At 44.9% G+C, this 22,235-nt stretch carries 16 protein-coding genes and 2 riboswitches; of the genes, 6 read left to right on the top strand and 10 right to left on the bottom strand.

The genetic code is table 11. The features are described 5' to 3' along the window. Positions 1-6 precede the first annotated feature (6 nt). Together clpS and clpA are read left to right on the top strand one after the other, a co-directional pair. Positions 7-333 (top strand): ATP-dependent Clp protease adapter ClpS, encoded by a 327-nt coding sequence (gene clpS / locus QQL60_RS07030; RefSeq protein WP_007144741.1) that lies wholly within the window; start codon positions 7-9, stop codon positions 331-333. A gap of 37 nt (positions 334-370) precedes the next feature. Continuing rightward, the gene (gene clpA, locus QQL60_RS07025; RefSeq protein WP_273179506.1) at positions 371-2,635 is read left to right on the top strand and encodes an ATP-dependent Clp protease ATP-binding subunit ClpA; all 2,265 of its coding nucleotides are present in this window, start codon (positions 371-373) and stop codon (positions 2,633-2,635) included. Between the two features lie 344 nt (positions 2,636-2,979). On the opposite strand, the gene cobO is transcribed toward clpA, so the two are convergent. From cobO to QQL60_RS06975, 10 genes are read right to left on the bottom strand one after another with little or no spacing between them, the layout of a single operon-like run. Beyond that, on the bottom strand, positions 2,980-3,588 hold the full coding sequence (cobO, locus tag QQL60_RS07020) for a cob(I)yrinic acid a,c-diamide adenosyltransferase (RefSeq protein ID WP_284722873.1): 609 nt from the start codon (positions 3,586-3,588) through the stop codon (positions 2,980-2,982). A gap of 9 nt (positions 3,589-3,597) precedes the next feature. Beyond that, positions 3,598-4,320 carry an adenosylcobinamide-GDP ribazoletransferase gene (locus QQL60_RS07015; protein WP_284722872.1) on the bottom strand — a complete coding sequence of 241 codons (723 nt, stop codon included), beginning with the start codon at positions 4,318-4,320 and terminating at the stop codon, positions 3,598-3,600. Continuing rightward, positions 4,320-5,381 (bottom strand): nicotinate-nucleotide--dimethylbenzimidazole phosphoribosyltransferase, encoded by a 1,062-nt coding sequence (gene cobT / locus QQL60_RS07010; RefSeq protein ID WP_284722871.1) that lies wholly within the window; start codon positions 5,379-5,381, stop codon positions 4,320-4,322. The genes QQL60_RS07015 and cobT overlap by 1 nt, the downstream gene beginning before the upstream one ends. Continuing rightward, positions 5,365-5,892: a bifunctional adenosylcobinamide kinase/adenosylcobinamide-phosphate guanylyltransferase gene (gene cobU, locus QQL60_RS07005; protein ID WP_284450882.1), complete on the bottom strand. Its 528-nt coding sequence runs from the start codon at positions 5,890-5,892 to the stop codon at positions 5,365-5,367. The genes cobT and cobU overlap by 17 nt, the downstream gene beginning before the upstream one ends. Next, positions 5,889-7,355 (bottom strand): cobyric acid synthase, encoded by a 1,467-nt coding sequence (locus QQL60_RS07000; RefSeq protein ID WP_284722870.1) that lies wholly within the window; start codon positions 7,353-7,355, stop codon positions 5,889-5,891. The genes cobU and QQL60_RS07000 overlap by 4 nt, the downstream gene beginning before the upstream one ends. After that, positions 7,345-8,340 carry a threonine-phosphate decarboxylase CobD gene (cobD, locus tag QQL60_RS06995; RefSeq protein WP_007144748.1) on the bottom strand — a complete coding sequence of 332 codons (996 nt, stop codon included), beginning with the start codon at positions 8,338-8,340 and terminating at the stop codon, positions 7,345-7,347. The genes QQL60_RS07000 and cobD overlap by 11 nt, the downstream gene beginning before the upstream one ends. After that, entirely contained in the window at positions 8,333-9,241 is a 909-nt protein-coding gene (gene cbiB, locus QQL60_RS06990; protein ID WP_007144749.1) for an adenosylcobinamide-phosphate synthase CbiB, read from the bottom strand. Before cbiB ends, cobD begins: the two co-directional genes overlap by 8 nt. Further along, complete coding sequence (gene bluB, locus QQL60_RS06985; RefSeq protein WP_284722869.1) at positions 9,238-9,900, bottom strand: 5,6-dimethylbenzimidazole synthase; 663 nt, start codon at positions 9,898-9,900, stop codon at positions 9,238-9,240. Before bluB ends, cbiB begins: the two co-directional genes overlap by 4 nt. After that, a complete protein-coding gene (locus tag QQL60_RS06980; RefSeq protein ID WP_284722868.1) occupies positions 9,897-11,186 on the bottom strand; it encodes a cobyrinic acid a,c-diamide synthase CobB in 1,290 nt (429 codons plus the stop codon). The genes bluB and QQL60_RS06980 overlap by 4 nt, the downstream gene beginning before the upstream one ends. A gap of 5 nt (positions 11,187-11,191) precedes the next feature. Beyond that, positions 11,192-11,773, bottom strand: a complete 582-nt coding sequence (locus QQL60_RS06975) for a hypothetical protein (protein ID WP_007144752.1) — start codon at positions 11,771-11,773, stop codon at positions 11,192-11,194. A 55-nt stretch (positions 11,774-11,828) separates the two neighbouring features. Then, positions 11,829-12,022: riboswitch (cobalamin riboswitch) on the bottom strand. A gap of 100 nt (positions 12,023-12,122) precedes the next feature. Further along, positions 12,123-12,315, top strand: a riboswitch (cobalamin riboswitch). A gap of 61 nt (positions 12,316-12,376) precedes the next feature. Here QQL60_RS06975 and QQL60_RS06970 point away from each other — a divergent pair. From QQL60_RS06970 to QQL60_RS06955, 4 genes are all read left to right on the top strand, one after another. After that, positions 12,377-14,203 (top strand): TonB-dependent receptor domain-containing protein, encoded by a 1,827-nt coding sequence (locus tag QQL60_RS06970; RefSeq protein ID WP_284722867.1) that lies wholly within the window; start codon positions 12,377-12,379, stop codon positions 14,201-14,203. Positions 14,204-14,331: 128 nt separating this feature from the next. Beyond that, on the top strand, positions 14,332-15,522 hold the full coding sequence (locus QQL60_RS06965; protein ID WP_007144755.1) for an O-succinylhomoserine sulfhydrylase: 1,191 nt from the start codon (positions 14,332-14,334) through the stop codon (positions 15,520-15,522). Between the two features lie 108 nt (positions 15,523-15,630). After that, positions 15,631-17,430, top strand: coding sequence for a vWA domain-containing protein (locus QQL60_RS06960; protein WP_007144756.1), 1,800 nt, complete (start codon positions 15,631-15,633; stop codon positions 17,428-17,430). Further along, positions 17,427-22,235, top strand: coding sequence for a midas domain-containing protein (locus QQL60_RS06955; RefSeq protein ID WP_284722866.1), 4,809 nt, complete (start codon positions 17,427-17,429; stop codon positions 22,233-22,235). The genes QQL60_RS06960 and QQL60_RS06955 overlap by 4 nt, the downstream gene beginning before the upstream one ends.

Below are 22,235 nucleotides of genomic sequence, written 5' to 3'. Positions count from 1 at the left end.
AAGGGCATGAGTCAGGAAAATGATCACGAATGGAACAACGACAATGAATATGCCGTTGCTCCAGCAAAGCCAGACTTGAAGCAACCACCCAAGTACCGGGTGATTATGCTAAATGATGACTACACGCCAATGGATTTTGTGATTGAAGTCCTCGAAAACCTTTTTGGCATGGGGCGTGAGCGTGCTACACGCACCATGCTTCAAGTGCATACCGAAGGTAGTGCCTTGTGTGGTATTTTTACCTATGAGATAGCTGAAGCGAAAGTCGAACAGGTCAACAGCTATTCTCAAAGCCACGGTCATCCATTGCAGTGTACGATGGAAGAGGAATGACCTAGTTCGATATCCAACCAATAAGGTGGAACGTAACATGTTAAGTAAAGAGCTCGAACAAACCCTCAGCCAAGCATTTAATTATGCTCGCCAACGTGCTCATGAGTTTCTTACCGTTGAGCATCTCTTATTAGCGCTGCTGGAAAATGGTCAGGCACTGGCCGTATTGAAGGCGTGCGAAGTAGATATCACTGTTTTACGACAGGAACTAAGCGATTTTCTGGCTGATAATCTACCGACACTCGCTGAGGATAGTGAGCGCGAAACTCAACCAACGCTGGCATTCCAACGTATTCTACAGCGCGCTGTGATGCATGTTCAGTCATCAGGTGGTTCTGAGGTGACTGGGGCAAACGTTCTGGTGTCGATCTTTTCTGAACAACAATCTCAAGCCGTTTACTTATTGCAAAAGCAGGATGTCACACGTTTGGATGTCGTCAATGCGATTAGTCATGGCGATGTTGAGGATAATGCTGCTACATCAGAATCAGAAGCTAAAGTAGAAAGCGAAGATGTTTCTGATGAGGATAAAAGTCCTCTGACATTGTATGCCGAAAATCTGAATGCAGCCGCCATCAAAGGTAAAATCGATCCGCTTGTTGGTCGTGCCCATGAATTAGAACGTACGCTACAAATCCTGTGTCGTCGTCGTAAAAATAATCCTTTATTTGTCGGTGAAGCAGGGGTCGGTAAAACAGCTCTGGCTGAAGGTTTGGCAAGACGCATTGTTCATGGTGACGTGCCTGAAGTGTTAGCAGAAACCACCATTTATTCTTTAGATATGGGCGCACTGGTTGCCGGTACAAAATACCGGGGTGATTTTGAAAAACGTCTGAAAGCCTTATTACGTGAATTGAAAAAGCAGCCACACGCGATTTTGTTTATCGATGAAATCCATACCATGATTGGTGCAGGTAGTGCAGGTAACAGCACGATGGATGCGGCTAACTTATTAAAACCGTTATTAGCCAGTGGTGAACTGAAGTGTATTGGTTCAACTACCTATCAGGAATACCGGGGTATTTTTGAGCATGATCGCGCTTTAGCACGTAGGTTCCAAAAGATTGATCTGCCAGAACCTAGTGTGGCTGAAACCATTGAAATTTTGAAAGGCCTTAAACCTGGTCTGGAAGAGCACCACAATGTGCGTTACTCCAATGCGGCGATTGAACAGGCTGCTGAGTTGGCGCATCGTCATATTAATGATCGCTTCCTGCCAGACAAGGCGATTGATGTGTTAGACGAAGTCGGTGCCGCTCAGCGTATTGCACCGAAGTCTAAACGTAAAAAACTGATCGGTGTGAATGATGTGCAGGCTATCGTGGCGAAAATTGCACGTATTCCTGCGAAAACGGTGTCCAATGCTGACAAGGATAATCTGCGTAAACTGGAAGATAATCTTAAACGCGTTATCTTCGGACAGGATGAAGCGATTTCGGCTTTGGGTTCTGCGATTAAAATGGCGCGTTCAGGCTTGGGCCATCCAGAAAAACCGACAGGTGCTTTCTTGTTTGCAGGTCCTACCGGTGTAGGTAAAACCGAAGTCACACGTCAGTTAGCTCACAATCTGGGTGTTGATCTGATTCGTTTTGATATGTCGGAATATATGGAAAGCCATACCGTATCAAGACTCATTGGCGCACCTCCTGGTTATGTTGGTTTTGATCAAGGCGGTCTGTTAACGGATGCCATCATCAAACAACCTCACGCAGTGCTGTTGTTAGATGAAATTGAGAAAGCGCATCCTGATGTGTTTAATCTGTTATTACAAGTGATGGATCATGGCACATTGACGGATAACAACGGACGTAAAGCGGACTTCCGTCATGTCGTGTTAGTGATGACAAGCAACGCCGGTGCTGCTGAGATGAGTAAACCATCCATTGGTTTCACCAAGCAGGACAATTTAACCTCTGACGGTAATGAAGCCCTGAAACGTACCTTCACGCCAGAGTTCCGTAACCGTCTTGATGGCATTATTCAATTTAAACCTCTGGATAAGGATGCCATCCTTCGGGTAGCGGATAAAGCGGTATTAGAGCTTGAAATGTTACTTGAAGATAAAAACGTCACTATCGAAGTCAATGATGCGGCTCGCCAATGGCTGGCTGAACATGGTTATGATGTGCAAATGGGCGCTCGTCCTATGGCGAGACTGGTTCAGGAGAAAATCAAACGACCACTGGCTGATGAGCTGTTATTTGGTAAATTGAGTCAGGGTGGTGGACATGTTCGTGTCACGCTAAAAGATGAGGATATTCATCTGGAAATGGACAGTGCAGCGGAAGCGGTTAAATCCTGATTTATCAGTTTCAAAAAGTGAAATAAAAAAAGCCCGGTAGTGAACACTACCGGGCTTTTTGTTTTGTGCTGGTCATTACTCTATGTCAACACTTTTCTACAGAGTTATACACTTGTCTTTTTTCTGTAAAGCTTTTATTAAAAAGTTCCCGTAAGCGACTGATTTTTAATGACAGCATTATAACTTATTGATTTTTAATAATAAAATTATATGGTTATTTTTTAACCATTTTGAGAAGAGCCTTTGTATGAGAGGCACTTAGCGACTAACTCCAAACTTAATCACAGAGTTATCCACAGAAAATGTGAGTAACTTTACAGTTTTATGACAGGGTAAAAATGCGCCTATAATTCGATGCCTTTCTGTGCTTTTATACCGGCACGAAATGCATGTTTAACATCCTCAATACGGCTAACGGTATCCGCTGCCTCTATCACGCTGTCAGGGGCTCCTCGACCGGTGATAATGACATGTTGCATCTCTGGTCTTTGTGCGATGTCATTTAATACTGTTTCGGCATTGAGATATTTCATTTTCAATACGATATTCAACTCATCTAATAAAACGACATCAATTTCTGGATCGTTAAGCATGGCTTTGCAGATTTCCCAGCCTTTTTCTGCGGAAGCAATATCTTGTTCAAGGTTTTGTGTTTCCCAGGTAAAACCATCACCAACCACATGATAAGAAACTTCTTCGGGAAAGCGACGGAAAAATGATTCTTCGCCTGTACTAAAAGCGCCTTTAATAAACTGAACCACACCGACTTTCATGTCATGCCCCAAGGCTCTGGCCACCATCCCAAATCCAGAAGAACTCTTGCCTTTGCCATTACCCGTAATGACTAATAATAAACCTTTGTCTTTTTCTGCTTGTTGAATTTTCTCATCGACCACGCTTTTATGGCGTTGCATACGTTTTTTATGACGTTCACTTTTTTCAGTATCAGACATTGGATTTTCCTAAAACAAAATTAAAAACAATAAAAAGCTGATTTCCAGCAATTCGACCATCGCCCCGGCTGTATCACCGGTAAAGCCATCAAGCCGATGCTCCATCGTGTAGCGAAGTAATAAGAATACGATCAACCCAAGTAACAGCGGTGTGAAACCCAGGCAGAATAATGCGATGACGGTGGTGATAAGCAGCATCCATTTCACTTGCTTGACGGGAAGGCACTGTTTTAATACGGCACCAATGCCGTTGGGTCTGACATAGTTAGTCGTCAGAAATAATAATGGCATCGCCGTTCTGGCCAGGATGATGCTCCAGATTAAGGCGGAGGTTTCGCCTGATGAGATAACGATTTCCACTAAGGCCAGTTTGATTAATAAGCTTAACGCTAATACAACGACCGCAATGGGGCCCGCTGCCGGGTCTTTCATAATCTCCAGCGTACGTTGTTTATTGCCGATACCGCCTAACCAGGCATCAGCCGAATCAGCAAGACCATCAATATGTAAGCCTCCCGTTAATAATACCCAAGCTGTCAGTAATAAAGCAGCACTGAGCAAACTATAGGAAACAGGGAGGACGGATACGAGTCCTGATAAAATTAAGCCGATAATCAAGCCAATAACAGGATAAAAAACTAAGGAACGTCCAAGCTGTTGATCAGTTGCACTGGCATAGCTGACCGGAATAATGGTGAGAAATTGAAGGGCTATTTGGAACGATAACCACATTACTTGTCTCCTTTACTGATATTGGCTTGTTCGAATGTGGCCATACCATTGTGTAACAGACAGGCTTGGCGAAGAATGGGAACAGCCACCGCGGCACCACTGCCTTCTCCCAGACGCATATCCAGCTGAAGTAATGGTTTCGCGTCTAAAGCGTTTAAAACCACTTTATGACCGGGCTCAGCACTTTGATGGCTATAAATAAACCAGTCTTTGCATCCTGGCTGCATTCTCTCTGCCGTTAATGCCGCCACTGTACTAATAAAGCCATCTATCAGTACTGGAATACCTTGTTTGGCACAGGTCAGATAAGCACCTACCATGGCAGCGATTTCAAAGCCACCCAATAGCGTGAGTGTCGACAGAGGAGCAGCATTCAGCTCTGATTGGTGTAATTCAAGTGCACGTTGAATGACCGTGACTTTATGTTGAATACCTTGTTGGTCCAGTCCTGTGCCAGGACCCACCACATCGATAGGATCGCATTTCAGCAGCGCTGAGGCTAAAGCACTGGCGGTAGAGGTGTTACCAATCCCCATTTCACCAGCAATATAGAGTTGGATGTTATCAATATCACTTAAGACATTATCACGACCAACTAATATCGCCTGTTGGCATTGTTGCTCTGTCATCGCTGGGCCCTGACAGAAATTCGCCGTGCCAGCGTCGATACGTTTATCGAATACGCCAGGAATGTCTTCCAATGCGTCTACTGTACCAACGTTAATCACATCGAGTTTTGCGGTTAACTCCTGTGCTAATACGCTAATAGCAGCACCGCCATTGGCAAAGTTTCTGATCATGGCTGCGGTGACGGATTGGGGGAAGGCTGAAACACCTTCAGCCATGACGCCATGGTCTGCGGCATAAACAGTGATATGAACATGCGTCAGGTCCGGAATTTCACTAGCCTGTAAACTGGCAATTTTGACTGCTAAGTTTTCCAGCTGCCCGAGAGAGCCGGGCGGTTTAGTCAACTGCTGCTGACGCGCCAGCGCTTTTTGTTCATGCGTCTTATCTACCGCTTTAACTGGTTGTTTTAGCCATTCAGCGAAGCTGTTCATGCAGTTGTCCTTTTAATATGTGAGGTAAACCTGCCACGGTTAAGATGACGTTATCGCTCATTTTGGCGATACGCTGATGTAAGACACCAGCCTCATCACAATAACGACGAGTTAAGTCTCCCAAAGGCATCACGCCCATATTGGTTTCATTACTGACCATAATGATGTGTTTATCAGTGGTTTGCAGCGTATCTAGTAATGCGGATATCTGTTCTGTCAGCAAATCGCCTTCAGCTAATAAAAGATTGGTCAGCCACAGGGTTAAACAATCTACCAGTACAACATCAGTTGTTGCTTGGTTTATTGCATCCCCTAGATAAAGCGGCTGTTCAATGGTTGGCCAGTTGTCTGGTCGTTGTTGCTGATGCTGTTTAATCCGTTGTGCCATTTCATCATCATGTGCTTGTGCCGTGGCGATATAGCTGACAGCTCGGCTGGTAGCGTTTGCCCATTGTTCAGCCAGTCGGCTTTTACCTGATTTGGTACCACCTAGAATTAGCGTCTTACTCATTGTGTGTCCTCAAGAATCTGCATCAACTTTTCTGTGTTCACATGTGTTGCAATCATCTCTGCCAGTTTATTGATGTCATTTTCACGAAGCTGCCAGTAATCGACAGACTGAACATCATCAAGACCTGCCCAAGTCAGTATGGCTTGAGCCGCTTCGTCATGTTCAAATAAACCATGTAGATACGTACCGATAATCTGTCTATCTTCACTGATAGCCCCATCCGGACCATGTGATAGTGACATCAGGGGCGATGCCAGCGCTTTTCCTGTGCTGATACCTGCATGTATTTCATAACCGGATATAGTGACGGCTGAACTATTGATAAGTAATTGTCCCTGATTTTGTCGTAATGTTTTATCGCCGGCTAGCGTTGTTTCCATATCCAGCAAGCCGAGACCATCACTGCTACCAGGCTGACTTTCAATGCCATCAGGATCATGAATCAGTCTGCCAAGCATTTGAAAACCACCACAGATACCCAACACTTTGCCACCATAACGACAGTGTTTAGCTATGGCTTCAGGCCAGCCTTGTTTAATCAGCCACTCTAAATCAGCACGGACGTGTTTACTGCCAGGCAAAATAATCAGATCGGCCGCCGGGATGGTGTCATCAGGGCCGATAAACTGTAAATTGACTTGAGGATGCAATCTTAATGGGTCTAAATCAGTATGGTTACTGATGCGGGGTAATACCGGCACGATAATATTGAGTTGTTTATCTGAGCCCGTTATTTGTTGGGTATTCACCGCATCTTCAGCTTCTAAATGTAAACCGTGCAGATAGGGCAAAACACCTAACACCGGTTTACCGGTTTTTTGTTTCAGCCAGTCCAGACCGGGTTGCAATAGACTCATATCACCGCGAAAGCGATTAATAATAAAGCCTTTAATCCGCGCTTGTTCTGACTCAGATAAACACGACAGCGTGCCGACCAGATGAGCAAATACACCACCGCGATCAATATCGGCAATCAGAATAACCGGACAATCTACAGCTTCTGCAAAGCCCATATTGGCGATGTCACGATCGCGTAAATTAATTTCTGCTGGTGAGCCCGCACCTTCTACGACAACAAGGTCATAATTCGATTCCAGCCGGTGATGCGAATCGAGAACCGCTTGCATCGCCGTAGGCTTATAGTCGTGGTAAAAGCGCGCTTCCATATTGGCAACCGCTTTGCCATGAATAATGACCTGAGCACCAGAGTCACTATTAGGTTTGAGTAGCACCGGGTTCATATCAATATGTGGTGCCAGATGACAGGCTTGTGCTTGTACCGCCTGAGCGCGACCGATTTCACCACCTTCTGCGGTCACTGCACTATTGAGTGCCATATTTTGTGGTTTGAACGGCGCAACTTGATAACCTTGTTGTTTAAACCAGCGACATAAGGCGGTGACAACGGTACTTTTGCCCGCATCAGATGTGGTGCCCTGAACCATTAATGTTTTATGTTTCATGATCAACTCGTAGCGATTGCAGGGCTTTTTCTAACTGCTGCCATTGCTGTTCATTGGCGGGTAAACCAAAACGCAAACTGGCAGGGGATTCAAATAAGCGGGTCAGAATGGCATTTTTTGCCAGTTTCTCATGTATGTCTTTGGCGACAGAAAGTCTGACCCACTGAAATAAGTCTGTGCCAGCGGTAGGACTGAGACCATAACGAGTCAGTAATTGCGCCAGACGTGCTGATTGAAACTGAAGTTGCTGGCGGCAGTGTTGTTGCCAGTCAGTATCTTTAAAAGCGTGTATGGTGATATAACGTGAAGCAGTAGCAATGGGCCACGGGCCCAGGTGTTCTTTCATCTGATCGAGAACGGATTGTTCGGCGATTAAAAAACCAACACGACAACCTGCCAAACCAAAGAATTTACCAACCGATCTGAGGATAAGGAGTCCAGGCATGGCAGGCAGACGACAAAGACTTTTGTCAGGTGATGTATCAATAAAGGCTTCATCTACCACAAGCCAGCCATCATGTTGTTGTAATTGTTGATGCCAGCTTAAAAGTTGTTCTTTTTTGTATTGCCTGCCACTTGGGTTAGTCGGGTTGATGATGATTAGCACATCTGTTTCGGCAAGCAATGAATCAATCTCGTCGTGATGGATGGCCTCAACATCATGACCTGCTTTTTGCCAACTATAAGCATGTTCGGCATAGCAGGGGTGTATGACCCTCACTCTGCAAGGCTCGCGTAATTGCGGTAAAAACTGAATGGCAGCCTGGCTTCCGGGCAGGGCAATTAAACTTTCATTGCCATAATAGTTTGCCGCTGCAGTGAGTAAATCATCATCCTGTTCCGGTAAACGTGTCCAAACCTGTTCTGGCAGGGGGGGAACAGGCCAGCCATTGGGATTAATACCGGTAGATAAATCCAACCAATACTCGCTGGCTATGCCGTACTTTTTGATGTAATGGTTGAGTTTGCCACCGTGTTCAAGCATAGCTAATTCCTGTGATCACAGTAATACCGGCCAGCCACAGCAATAGACTGTCTGTCACTAAATGTAAGGCGCGGGGAATATCACTCTCGCTCGCTTCGTGGTTGAGACCAAGCTTAGGACGATCATGCCAGACGCCGTGATAGCGAGCTAAACCGCCCAGCTTAATATTTAATGCACCAGCACCAGCCGCCATAACTGGACCAGCATTAGGGCTATCCCATTGTTTAGCCTGTTGTTTCCAGCACTGTAAACCTGAACGGACATCACCCACCAGAGCATAGCTGAGTGCTGTTAAACGGGCTGGAATAAAGTTCAGCACATCATCAATACGCGCAGCAAAACGGCCAAAGAATAAATAGCGCTCTGTTTTATAGCCCCACATGGCATCCAGAGTATTACTGAGACGATAGATAACGACGCCAGGCAATCCTGCCACGATAAACCAAAAGATAGCTGAAAAAATGGCATCGGCGCCATTTTCTAATACAGATTCGATACTGGCTTTAGGAATATGCAGAGTTTCCCTGTCACGGCTGACAATATAGCTGGTATAAGTTTTTGCCTGTTCAATATCACCTTGTTTCAATGCTTCGATGATCGGGGTGACATGGTCATACAAACTCCGATGGCCAATACAAAGGTAAAGTACCAGCACACTAAATAAGCTGTTGAGCACGGTAATTTGACTCATAAAATAGGCAATCAAGGCAAAAGGTAAGACGAGTATCAGCCAACCGAGTAAGCCATTGATAAACTGTTTTTTTTGATTGTGTTCTGATGAATATAATCTGGTTTCAACGAGCTTGGTCAGTCGCCCAAAACCAACCAGCGGATGGCGACGTGTTGGTTCGCCAAGCAACCAGTCAAGCAATACGGCAAGCACGATAAACAGTAAGGTCATAGCTTGGCAGGTTCATCCCATTGGTTTTCATATAAAACCGCGTCCAGCTCAATACCTTGTCGCCAGTTTTCCATTTGTAACATCGGCTCTGGATAAAACTCATTAACATGACCCAGGCAGAGAATAGCGACGGGGGAGGCACCCGAGGGGAGTTTCAGTAATTGTGCCAGTGCCTCAGGTTCAAAAATAGAAACCCAGCCCATGCCCAAACCTTCCACTCTTGCTGCGAGCCACATATTTTGGATGGCACAAGATACCGAGGCCAAATCCATATTCGGCATGGTTCGTCTGCCAAAAATATGTTCTTCACGTTTATCACATAAAGCGACAACCAGGATCTCAGCACAATTATCCATGCCCTCGACTTTTAAACGCATAAACTCATCTTCGCGTTCATTCATGGCTTTGGCTGTTTCAATACGTTCCTTTTCCACCAGTGCTTTTATTTTTTCGCGAATAATGGAATCAGTAATTCGAATTATTCGCCAGGGTTGCATCAGGCCGACACTGGGGGCTTGATGAGCCGCGATCAGTAAACGTTTTAATTGTTCTGGATCAACAGGATCTGGTCGAAAGTGACGCATATCGCGACGTTCTGCTATGGCGCGATAAACGGCTTCTCGTTCTGCTTGTGAAAACTGATGAGGTGAATCACTCATGGCGTCAACCACGCTGCAATAAGGTGAGGGTTTGAGTAAAAATAAAAGTGGATATAGCTGGCGTTTAAACGCTGTTGTTGATAGACCACTTCACTGACCGATTTACCATTAGGACACTGCCCGCTTATCTCCGAGACCAGTTCTGTACTGAGTAAAGAATGATGATAGGTGTGGCCTCTGATGGCCGCACCATTGATATTGACTTCCTGTAATCCGAGAGCCGTCAGTCTCGCCTGAAGTTTGGCTTTGGCAGGCAAAATGCCACATAGACTAGCAGTATTATCCGCTTTATCCGTCAGGGATTCACATAGGTATAACATGCCGCCACACTCAGCGATGATTGGTTTATTGGCATGGTAATGTTGGTGAATAGATTGAATCATATTGGTGTTTTGACTCAATGTCTCCAGATGTAGCTCGGGATAACCACCGGGCAGATAAAGGCTATCGATGTCTGGTAATTGTTTGTCTGTTAGTGGCGAGAAAAAAATAAGATCAGCACCTAAGGCTTCCAGACAATCCAGATTCGCTTGATAAAGAAAAGAGAAAGCGGCATCTCTGGCAATCCCAATCTTTACACCTTCGAGTAAGAGAGGCAGTGGCTCAACATCAATAAACGGAAAATCGATGTTAGGTAATGAGACTGTATTGTCGAAGTCAAAAGCGTCCAGAGTATGGCTCAGGCGTTGCTCTAAATCAGTGACTTCATTGGCTTGCTGTAAACCCAAATAACGACTGGGCAGGGCATGTTCAGTTTGTCTGAACAAAGTAGCGAGACAAGGAAGAGTGTTAGGTAAGGCTTTTTTGAGCATATCGGCATGACGTTCACTGCCGACTTTATTAGCAATAACGGCAGCGACACGCGTATCTTTTCGATATTGGTCCAAACCGACAGCGATGGCTGCAAAGGTTTGTGCCATGGAACTGGCATCGATCACGGCAAGGATAGGGATACCAAAAGCAGCAGCCAGATCAGCTGTGGAAGGTTCACCATCAAACAAGCCCATCACACCTTCAATCAAAATAATATCGGCTTGTTGCGCCGCTTCTGCTAAAAGTTGCTGACTGTGTTGTTTGCCGACCATCCACAGGTCAAGCTGATAAACAGGGTGACCTGATGCGTATTCTAAAACCATAGGGTCCAGAAAATCTGGACCCACTTTGAATACGCGCACCTGTTTGTTTTGCTGCCGGTAATGTCTTGCTAATACAGCGGTGACCGTGGTTTTACCTTGGCCAGATGCCGGTGCAGCAATGACAACAGCAGCGCATGACTGCGACTGCATCTCTATTAATGCTGTTGATCTGCTCGTTGTGTCGTTGCTGTGAAATGCAGAGACACATGGCAAATCATTGCAACTACCAGATAGAAACTCATTACAGCCAGGTTTTTAGGGAAGTACTGAATAAAACGCTGTGTGTATTCAGTGAATGTTGGATCAGGATAACGGCCAGAGAAGAAGTAGAAACCGCCACCACTAAATAAGGTGGCTGCAGTGGCTGCTACCAATACACTGCCAACAAGCGGCAATAAGGTGGCTGCATTAAATTGATATTTTGATGCATACCAGCGTCCAGCCATCCATAAGCTACCATAAGCAGGAATCAGAAATCCGTAAGCAGGAGACATACAGAAACTATTACTTAATTGACCACCACCCAACAACACACTGGCGATATCGAGGCCAGCAGCCATTACTAAAAATACAGGAAACCAGGCAGCTGAACTCAGGTAAAGACCGGCTAGGAAAAAGATAGCCCATGATGCACTCGGTAACGCGTCGACAGAAGCAAAATGATGACCTCGGGTCATGAACATTAAAAGTGCTAAAAGACCAGCAATAATCAGTTGCTGAGAACGAGATAAGGTCATGATGTGATTCTCCAGTGTGCCCACCCGCACACAATAGGTTTTGAATTTGCCAGTTGGCACGTTTTATTTTCAGGCCGGTCTCCGGACTTGTGAGTTTTGCCTGATAAACACCTTCCCATACAGCGCTGTACAGTGGCATAACGTTTATCTCATCTCACTTACCGTTGCGGGGGCAGTGTCGGCATTATCTAGTGATGCACCGACTTCCCGTTTACTTGCGTTAGCAACACCTAAAACACGCGATAGAATAAGGATTAATGCCACATATTGTCAATTTGCCGTATAGGAATCAGGCGTCATTGTCGCTATAGTTGACATAGTCAGTTTGACGGATGGATGCGCAGCCATTACTATGCGCGGCTCTTCAGGTGCTCTGTTTATGCAGAGTTAAACGGGAAGTTGGTGACAAATCCAACACTGCCCCCGCAACGGTAAACGTTGAAAAGCACATCATTAAGCCACTGCGAATGTCGTGGGAAGGCGATGTGTCAGGCGATAGCCACAACGTAAGTCCGGAGACCGGCCTGAGGTTTCGTAACAACACAATGTGTTGTGACCCTATTAACCCTGGATCGCGGGTGAGCGTATCCTCAGGAGACAATTATGAACTTGTTTTCAAAGGCGTTGCCTTTGCGTGCGTGCACGCGTCTTTCAGCTTTTACGCTGATTTCTTCTTTACTTTCTTTACCTGTTATCGCTAGTGATGAGCTTGACTCTATCACCGTTACCGCTAATCGCATGCCTACGGAAAATGCTCTAGCGCCGACTACGGTGATCACAGAAGCTGATATTGAAAAACTTCAGATTCAAGATCTGGCTACACTTCTGTCACGTTTTCCTGGTATTGATATGACTCAGAATGGTGGTTTGGGTAAGACAAGTGGTGTTTCAATCCGTGGAACAAATTCTGATCACGTGCTTGTTTTAGTTGATGGCGTTAAATGGTATTCAGCCACATCTGGTTCTTCAGCATTACAAGATTTCCCTGTCAGTCAAATTGAACGCATTGAAATTGTCCGCGGGCCTCGAGCCGGGCTTTATGGTTCTGAAGCCATAGGTGGTGTAATCCAAATCTTCACTAAAAGCGGTTCACTTGGTAAACCGACGCCAAATTTTACAGTTTCTGCAGGTACAAAAAATACTCTCAGAAGCCAAGCTGGCGTAAGTGGTGGAAACGAAACGACCAAATATAATCTTAGCTATAGTTACGATACAACCAATGGTATTAACGCTAGAGAAGAGCGTAACCCTGATCATGACGGTTACCGTAATCAAAGCGTATCGTTAAAAGTCAATCAACAATGGATAGAAAACTGGTCAACGGATGTTAATCTGCTTCGTTCAAATGCACGTAATCACTATGATGGATCTAGTGTAAATAAAAATTACGTCACAGATACTGTTCAACAAATTCTTGGACTCAATAACAATATCTCAGTAAACGATACATGGTCTATGAGTTTTGACCTTTCTGAGTCGCGTGATCGTTCTCAAAATTATGTCGATGATGAGATAACCACAAATTACAATACTCGTCATCGTTATGCCGGGTGGATAAATCATCTTAGATTAAATGCTCAGCATCAAGTCAATATTGGTTTAGAGTATGAGAATGACAAGATTGATAGTTCTGATACTTATGTCTCCGATTCTCGTGACAATAAAGCTGTCTTTGCTAGCTGGGAAGCTGAGATTGATAAAAACAGTTGGCTACTAAGTGCTCGTCATGACGATAATGAATCATTCGGCCATGAAACAACAGGAACAGCTGATTATGGTTACCAGTTGAGTGAGCAGTTAAAGTTGACCGCCAATGCCGGAACCGGCTTTAAAACCCCGACATTTAACGATCTATACTATCCATTGGATAGTTTCGGTTATGAAGGTAATCCTGATCTGAAGCCTGAAAAATCGACCTCATACGGTATAGGAGTGCAAGGCACGCCAAGTTGGGGACGCTGGGCAGTCAATACCTATAAAAATAAGATCAGAAACCTGATCGTTTGGGATACATCACCTTCTAATGTCGATGTGGCTAAGATCAAAGGTGTTGAGTTTGAAGTCACAACGAGCCTTGCAGATTGGCAAGTGTCGGCTGATGCATCGTTTTTACAACCTGAAGATGATAAAACAGGGAATGTATTACCCAGAAGAGCAAAACGTTTAGCCAATATTCATTTGGATCGTAGTTGGGGCGATTGGTCTACTGGTGCAAGCTGGAAGTTAAGAGGGCACAGCTATGATGATGCTGATAATGATGAACGTCTTGGTGGTTACGGACTGTTAGATTTGCGTGTTGCCTACCAAGTGGATCCAGACTGGACGGTCAGGTTAACGGGCCAAAATATGTTAAACAAGGACTATCAAACAGTCGAAGACTATTACAGCCTTGGGCGTACCGTGATGCTCTCGGTCAGTTATCAACCATAATTGATAATAGTTTGAATAAAAATACCCGAACAAGTTTCGGGTATTTTTTTGACTGAAACTCAGGATTCATCTGGTCAGTAGCCTGCTAAAAATATAGAATTGTCACATCTTTTTTATGTTGAACTCCCATGACAGATAAATATGACAATAAAGGCTTTGCCACCAAAGCCGTTCGAGTTGGTCACAAAAGAACAGCCGAATCTGAACAGTCTGAACCTATATTCCCAACGTCCAGCTTTGTCTTCGAAAGTGCAGAGCAAGCTGCAGCACGATTTGGTGGTGATGAGCCGGGTAATATCTATTCTCGTTTTACTAATCCCACCGTTCGCACATTTGAACAGCGTTTAGCTGCTTTGGAAGGTGGTGAGTCCTGTGTTGCTACTTCATCTGGCATGTCGGCGATTTTATCGACAATGATGGCCTTATTATCAGCCGGTGATCATATCGTTTCGTCGATGAGTATTTTCGGCACTACACGTGTGTTGTTTGATAAATATTTATCCAAGTTTGGTGTCAGCACCAGCTATGTGAAGCTGATTGATTTAGATGACTGGAAAGCCGCTATTACGCCAGAAACAAAAATGCTGTTTTTAGAAACGCCTTCTAATCCAATGAATGAAATTGCAGATTTGGAAGCGCTTTCTGAGCTTGCCAAGGCCAATGATTGTTTATTGGTTGTCGATAACTGTTTCTGTACGCCGGCATTACAAAGACCGTTGGAGTTTGGCGCTGATATCGTTGTGCATTCAGCTACAAAATACATCGATGGCCAGGGCCGTTGTATTGGTGGTGCGGTGGTTGGCGATGCTAAACGTGTTGGTGAAGACGTATATGGTTTCTTGCGTACAGCAGGACCGACGATGAGTCCATTCAATGCCTGGACCTTCCTCAAAGGTCTGGAAACCCTGGATCTCAGAATGAAAGCCCATTCTGCGTCAGCACTTGAGGTAGCAAGCTGGCTAGAGTCGCAACCTTTAGTAAGCCATGTGTTTTACTCAGGCTTACCATCGCATCCACAGCACGAATTAGCTAAGAAACAGCAGTCAGCATTTGGTGGCATTATTGCTTTTGAAATCAAAGGCGGTAAGAAGGATGCATGGTCTCTCATTAACGCTTTGGAGTGGCTGTCTATCACCGCGAACTTAGGTGATAGCAAAACGACCATCACGCATCCTGCAACAACAACACATGGACGTCTCACTGAAGAAGCACGCGCTGCAGCTGGCATCACTGATGGAATGTTACGACTCTCTATCGGCCTTGAAAGTGTGGATGATATTAAAGCGGATTTAGCCCGCGGCTTTGCTGCTATTAAATAACGGCACAAAACCTGCATAGCCCTGCCTAGATTGGAGTGGCTGTCAAAAAAATGTCTTTAAAAAGCGTAAAGACAGGAGCTGACAGCATAATGAACAAGGTAGATTGCTATGTTAGATTTCTTAAAGATCGCATTGCCATTAGCTTTGTTGGTGACTATACCAACAAAGCTTGCACAAGCGGCTGAAACACCCAGTAGTGATGTTCGTGTTGTGATAGATGTCTCGGGCAGCATGAAAAAGAATGATCCCAAAAACCTGCGAGCACCTGCGCTGAGAATGTTAGTGGGGCTCATGCCAGATGACGCAAATTCAGGGGTATGGACCTTTGCTAAGATGGTCAATATGCTGGTGCCATGGCAAAAAGTTGATGATGACTGGCGACAAAAAGCGATTGAAAAATCCTCAAAAATTCACTCCCTTGGTCTCTATACTAATATCGAGCTAGCCTTAGAAAAAGCCACAAAAACAGGCATAAAAAACGATCCTAAACAACGTCAAAGCTTGATTTTATTGTCTGATGGTTTTGTTGATTTGCAACCAGGACAAAAAGCCAGCGAAGCCTCTCGCCAGCGCATCCTCAATGCGATTGTGCCTAGACTAAAAGCGGCGAATCTCGCCGTTCACACCATTGCCCTGTCAGATAATGCCGATCATGAACTGCTGAAAGCTATCTCAATGGAAACGGATGGCTGGTATCAACAAGCCAATACGGCTGATGATTTGCAACGTATTTTCTTACATATGTTTGAGAAAGCCACCCAGCCAGACACTGTCCCTCTCGCTGATAATCAGTTCAAAATCGATAGCAGTGTCAATGAAATGACAGTGCTGGCTTTTCGAAAAGCAGGCTCAGCAGAAACACAACTTAAAGCACCTGACGGTAGAACCCTCACCGAGTTGGACCAATCAGATAAATTGCGTTGGTTACATGAAGATAGTTTTGATCTGATTACCATTGAAAACCCGGCGACGGGCGAGTGGCGAATTGATGCTCAGCTTGATCCGGATAACAGGGTAATGGTTGTCACGGATATGAAACTGGAAACCAGTGATTTACCTAATAATGTGCTGAAAGGGGAAAAGTTCGATTTTCACGCGACATTAACTGATCACGGAAAACCCATTACACGAAACGATTTTCTTGAGTTGGTTGACGGCTCACTCAAACAAAATTCTGAGCTGGAAGAAAAGCAGTTGTCGATGACATTGGACCCACAAAAAAGTCAGTTTAATGCCAAATTGGGTGAAGAGTTCACCGCTGGACGTCAGGATGTGATTGTCACCTTGAAAAGTGCGACGTTTGAACGTCAGAGACGCCAAAGTATCAATGTGATAGCAGCGCCTTACTATGTTGATTCGGAACGTCTACCTGGTGATAGTCGAAGTCATCGTATACAGGTTCAGGTCGAACCTACCCTAATAAAACAAGATTCTTTGTCGATAAAAGCATTATTAAGAGAAGAAAATGGTAGCGAGTGGCCATACGAGATGCAGAAAACGGATACGAACAATTGGCAGCTGACATTAACTGAACTCACGAAAGATGCCGATTACGAATTATCGCTTCAGTTACGCGGTGAAACGCCTGAAGGACGTCCGGTTTTTTTACAGGCTGAGCCTATCACGTTGAAAGATGAATTAGCGCTTGAACCAGCTGCTGAATTATTTGATGAAGAACTTGCTCCCATTCTGGAACCGATTACAGGTGAAGATGCAGCTGACGTCGATATTATGCCCTTGGATGATGACTTGATGCTAAGTGAGGATAATGAAGAATCAGGTATCTCAATATCTGATAACACAAAACTTCTGATAGGTAATGCCATTATCTTAGCTCTACTGATAGCTGGCGTTATTTGGTGGCGAAGACAGAATGCAGCAACCGCAGCGGTGGGAGATATGCTTTGATAAATCTAACCGATCCAATGCTCGAGTTTCTGGCGTATGAACTGGCTCTGATTTTTGCTGTTATTGCTGGCATTTTATTAATAAGTAATCGGAAAAAAAGGCGGAAAGTTCATAATGCCGGCACCAACGCTGTAAAAAAAATTAAGCGGGACCAGATATCGAGAGAGCAAAACCTCAGTCAGGTTTTACATGAAAAATACGCCTTGAGTGATGAAGCGCTCAAAGCGGAAGTAAATGACTTTCTTGAGCGTGAACGTCGCATACAAAAAAGTCTTATCAAAACCTATATAGAACAGGATGATAAAGCGTTTTTAGCTATTCCTGGCCTGGTTGAGCAAGCCGTTGATGCGGCATTGAACATCGAGCCAGTTGGTTCACACGCTAAGTCTCAACAATCTGAAGAAACGGCACCAACCGCAGATGATTTACAGCAACAGATTGATCACGCGGCACAAACGATGGAACGTTTACTGAGTCAGTATCAACAACTGACAGGGGCTTCAATGGCTGCGGCAGCTGTGCTTCCAACTGAGAAAGAGGATGTTGAGATTGATGAGAGTGTGACCGAAGAGGAAACGCCAGCAGAAATTGACGAGGTACCTGAACCTCAGGAAGAGCAAACCTTTGGTGATGGCGATGAGATAAATCAGGTATTCGATGATAAGGCCGAGGTTCCATCACTCTCACCTGAGACAGATGTCAGTGAGCCAACCGAGCCTGAAGACGCAGCTGATACTGACACCCCTGATGCTGAAATACCTGCTAACAATGACTCATCTCCAGAAGAAGAGCCCATCTTATCTAATGAAGAACTGGATGCGTTATTAGACGGGGACGATTTTTCACTGGAAGATGAAAACGCAAGTGTTTCTGACCCAGACAATACAAACGAGACTAGAGAGACAGAGATTCGCAACGAGCCAGTTGATGTCGTTGAAATCAATGGTATTGCTGATGAAGCTGATTCAGTCCAACAGGAAGAGCTCACCGATGAAGAGCTTCAACGCTTTACCGAAGTCACAGATGAGATTGAAATTCCGGGGGCTGTGGATGATATTTTGTCGTCACTGCAAGACAACGAAGAGAAGCAGCAAACATCAGTTGAGACAGATTCAGATACTGAAATCGATAACGAAGATATTGATGCCTTATTAGCACAACAAGATACTAAGCCAGAGCCAGAGCCAGAGCCAGAGCCAGAGCCAGAGCCAGAGCCAGAGCCAGAGCCAGAGCCAGAGCCAGAGCCAGAGCCAGAGCCAGAGCCAGAGCCAGAGCAGGCAACTATTGATGACTTATCAGTCGATGAGTTTTTGGCTGATATTGAGCAGGCTGATCCTACAGATGAACAGCTAGATTCCGGTGAGCAGCAAATTCAATCTGAAGAAAACAGTCCTGCATTAGAACAATCGCTTGATGATAATGAGTCTGAGCTGACACTAGATGAAACCATAACTGATGAAATTGACAGCAGTGAGGCTCAAGATGAGCAGCAACCAGTTGATGTGACTCAAGCTCTTGACGTTGAAAACGAAGCAGTCATACCGACTGAATCAGTCGATGATATCAGTAGTGAAATCGACGAAGATGGTAGTGAGCCTGCAGCTTTTACGCCTGATGAGTCCAAAGGCACTGGTGAAAGTAATTTGCCTGATGTAGAGCCAGAATCATCGGAGGCTTCAACTGATACAGAAGTTGACAATATTGCTGAAGAACCCATCACAACAGAAGAACAGAATTCTGAGCCAGAGCTTTCTGAAGACGAGCTGAGTCTTGAGCCCATAGATAATGATGAAGCTCCAGCAATTGATGAACCTCAACTTGAAGCAGAAGCTGAAACCCCAGAGCTCGCTGAACATAATGAACCAGAAGTATCTGACTTAACAGAGACCGAAACAGAAGTTGACAATGTTGCTGAAGAATCCACATCAACAGAAGAACTGAATTCAGAGCTTGAGAGCGATCTCACTGAAAACGAGTTGAGTGTTGAGCCGGTTGAGAGTGATGACCTATCAGCAATTGATGAACCTCAATTTGAAGCTGAAGCTGAAACCACAGCGCTCGCTGAAGATAATGAACCAGAAGTATCTGATTTACCAGAGCCCGAAACAGAAGTTGACAAGATTGCTGAAGAACTCACTTCAACAGAAGAACTGATTTCAGATACTGAGCCAACGTTTACTGAAGAGCAGCTTAATGTTGAGTCTATAGATAGAGACCATATACCTACAATCGATGAACCTGTATCTGAAGTCGAGTTGCCAGAATTCAGTGAAGACAATGAAACAGAAGTATCAGATTTATCAGAGCCTGAAGCAGAAGCTGGAAGCATTGCTGAAGAATCCACATCAACAGAAGAACTGAATTCAGAGCTTGAGAACGAGCTGACTGAAAACGAATTGAATGTTGAGCCGGTTGAGAGTGATGACCTACCAGTAATAGATGAACCTCAATCTGAAGCAGAAGCTGAAACCCCAGAACTTGCTGAAGATAATGAGCCAGAAGTATCTGAACTCTCAGAGCCTGAAACAGAAGAGCTGGGTTCAGATATTGAGCAAGAACATGAGATTGCTGAAGACCAGCTTACTATTGAGCCTATAGAAAACGACGATATACCAGCAATTGATGAACTGGTTACCAATGAAAATGAAACAGATACACAAGCACCTGTTCCTGTCGAAGATGTCCATGATGAGGACGCCGTCGCTAGTGAGAATTTCGTTGAGGTAGCTGAGAAAGCGACTGATGATACTCAAGAAGAGTCAGACATTGATGAGACGCTGGCGATAACTGAGCAGGTAGAACTTGAAGAAAGTCTGGAGCTAGAACCTGAACAAGCAGCGGTGGATTCTCCAGAAGATGAAACGCCCGCTGATAACATAATAGCTGATGAGTTAGAGCTGGCAGCTGAAGAGGGTGATGATGATATATCACCTGCTCATGATCTCAGTATTGAAGATGTTGAACCGCTCACAGATGATGTTATCGAACAAGTGGCATCAGCCGATGACAACGATGAGCCTTTGACTGAATCAGCGTTAGAAGAACATTTGGCTGAGGCTGATGAGGCAATTTCTGCCCTGACTGAAGATGAATCAGAGTCCACTGAGCCCGAGCATTCTGCCAATTTATCGTTAGATACAGATGAGGTTGATACGGAAAGCGTTCAACCTGAAGATATATCATCAGAACAGCAGCTTGAATCAGAGGTAGACACAAGCTTGCCTGAAGAATCTGAGGCATCTCCGGATGAGCCGTTTAATATTATTGATGATGAGCCATTAGAGAGCTCTACGCTTTCATCAGACGACGATATAACTGCTGATGAAAATCATGTTGCCGAACCAATTGATGACATCACTGACGCAGAGGTTGAAGAAGTCAGTGAGCTTGATACAACAGATGAAGGTGATCAGGTTGATGATTTATCTATACCAGCTGATGAATCAATGTCAGCGTCGGCGGATATTCCGAGTAAAGAATCCAGAAGCCTAAAAGACTTCTTAAAAACCGATACTTTCAATGTGAAAACCGCTTTGCCAGAAGCAAGTGATTTGGTGGAGTCGAGTCAAGTTACCGAAGATACGGCGTTATCTGTATCTGACGACGATGTGATGACATCGCCTGAAAATGACGTCATTGATGAAGATTTTGCTGGACAAACAGATTCAACAGAAGATGCTATTGCAGAGCCAGAGCCAGAGCCAGAGCCAGAGCCAGAGCCAGAGCCAGAGCCAGAGCCAGAGCCAGAGCCAGAGCCAGAGCCAGAGCCAGAGCCAGAGCCAGAGCCAGAGCCAGAGCCAGAGCCAGAGCCAGAGCCAGAGCCAGAGCCAGCATTCCAGACAGAAGCAGAACGTTTACGCTTACTGATGACGGCTGACGACGAAACTGAAGAAGTTGATGCTGAGCCTGAAGTGGCTGAAGAAAGCCTTTCAAGTGATGAAGAGAGTTCAGTACCGTCTGAAGAAATTGCAGAAATGCGTTCAGAGCTCGATGAGCTGCGTGAAAAAGTACGCGCCAGAACGGCACAACTTCGTGCAGAGGCGAAAGCACGTAGCCAACAAACAGAGGTAAAACCTGAACCAGAAAGCACAGTTGATATGGCGAGTTCAGAACCGGCTTATGAACAGACGCCTGAGACTGAGACAGTAGACATTGAAGAGACTGATTCAATAGATGATGCTGACTCCCTGCCTGTCAGCGAGGATTCACAAGATGATTCTGAGCCAAATTTATCTTTATCTGATAATGCCGACTTGTCTGAGTCTGTTGTTGAGGAAGAGTTTGATCTGGATGAGGTTGCACAAACTGTTGAGGATGAACTCACTGATATCGAGCCAGAGATAGAGCAAACAACATCAAGTTCTGTGACTGAGAACGATTTGAACTATGACGTTAACATCATTGATGAACGTCAGCTTGACGATAATTCAACGCGAATTTCGGCCATGTATCCAGCATCAGATGAGCAAGCAGATTCACCCCTTGTTGATGCGGCAGAGCAAGCGACTTCCGATGTAGAGCAGTATTTCAGTGAGGATGAACTTGATATCGGTGAACCTGTGAATCTGGTTGATCCGAAATCTGCTGTATCGGATATGTGGCAGGATCTGACTGAAGAACCATTGCCTTCTGATGATGACTTGGATCAGATGTTTAAAGAAATCAAAGATCTTGAAAATGCTTCTGATAATGAAGAAGGCGAGGACGACGAAGATGTTGATACTCAACAGCAGGATCGATTGCAGTCAATATTGTCTTCGATACCGTCTTTTTCGCAAATGAATAAGAAAAAAGATGAGGATTAG

The organism is Methylophaga thalassica, assembly GCF_030159795.1.
GTDB classification, from domain to species: domain Bacteria; phylum Pseudomonadota; class Gammaproteobacteria; order Nitrosococcales; family Methylophagaceae; genus Methylophaga; species Methylophaga thalassica.
The sequence above is the reverse complement of the archived record's forward strand: the minus strand, read 5'-3'. Positions and strand labels throughout refer to the sequence as shown.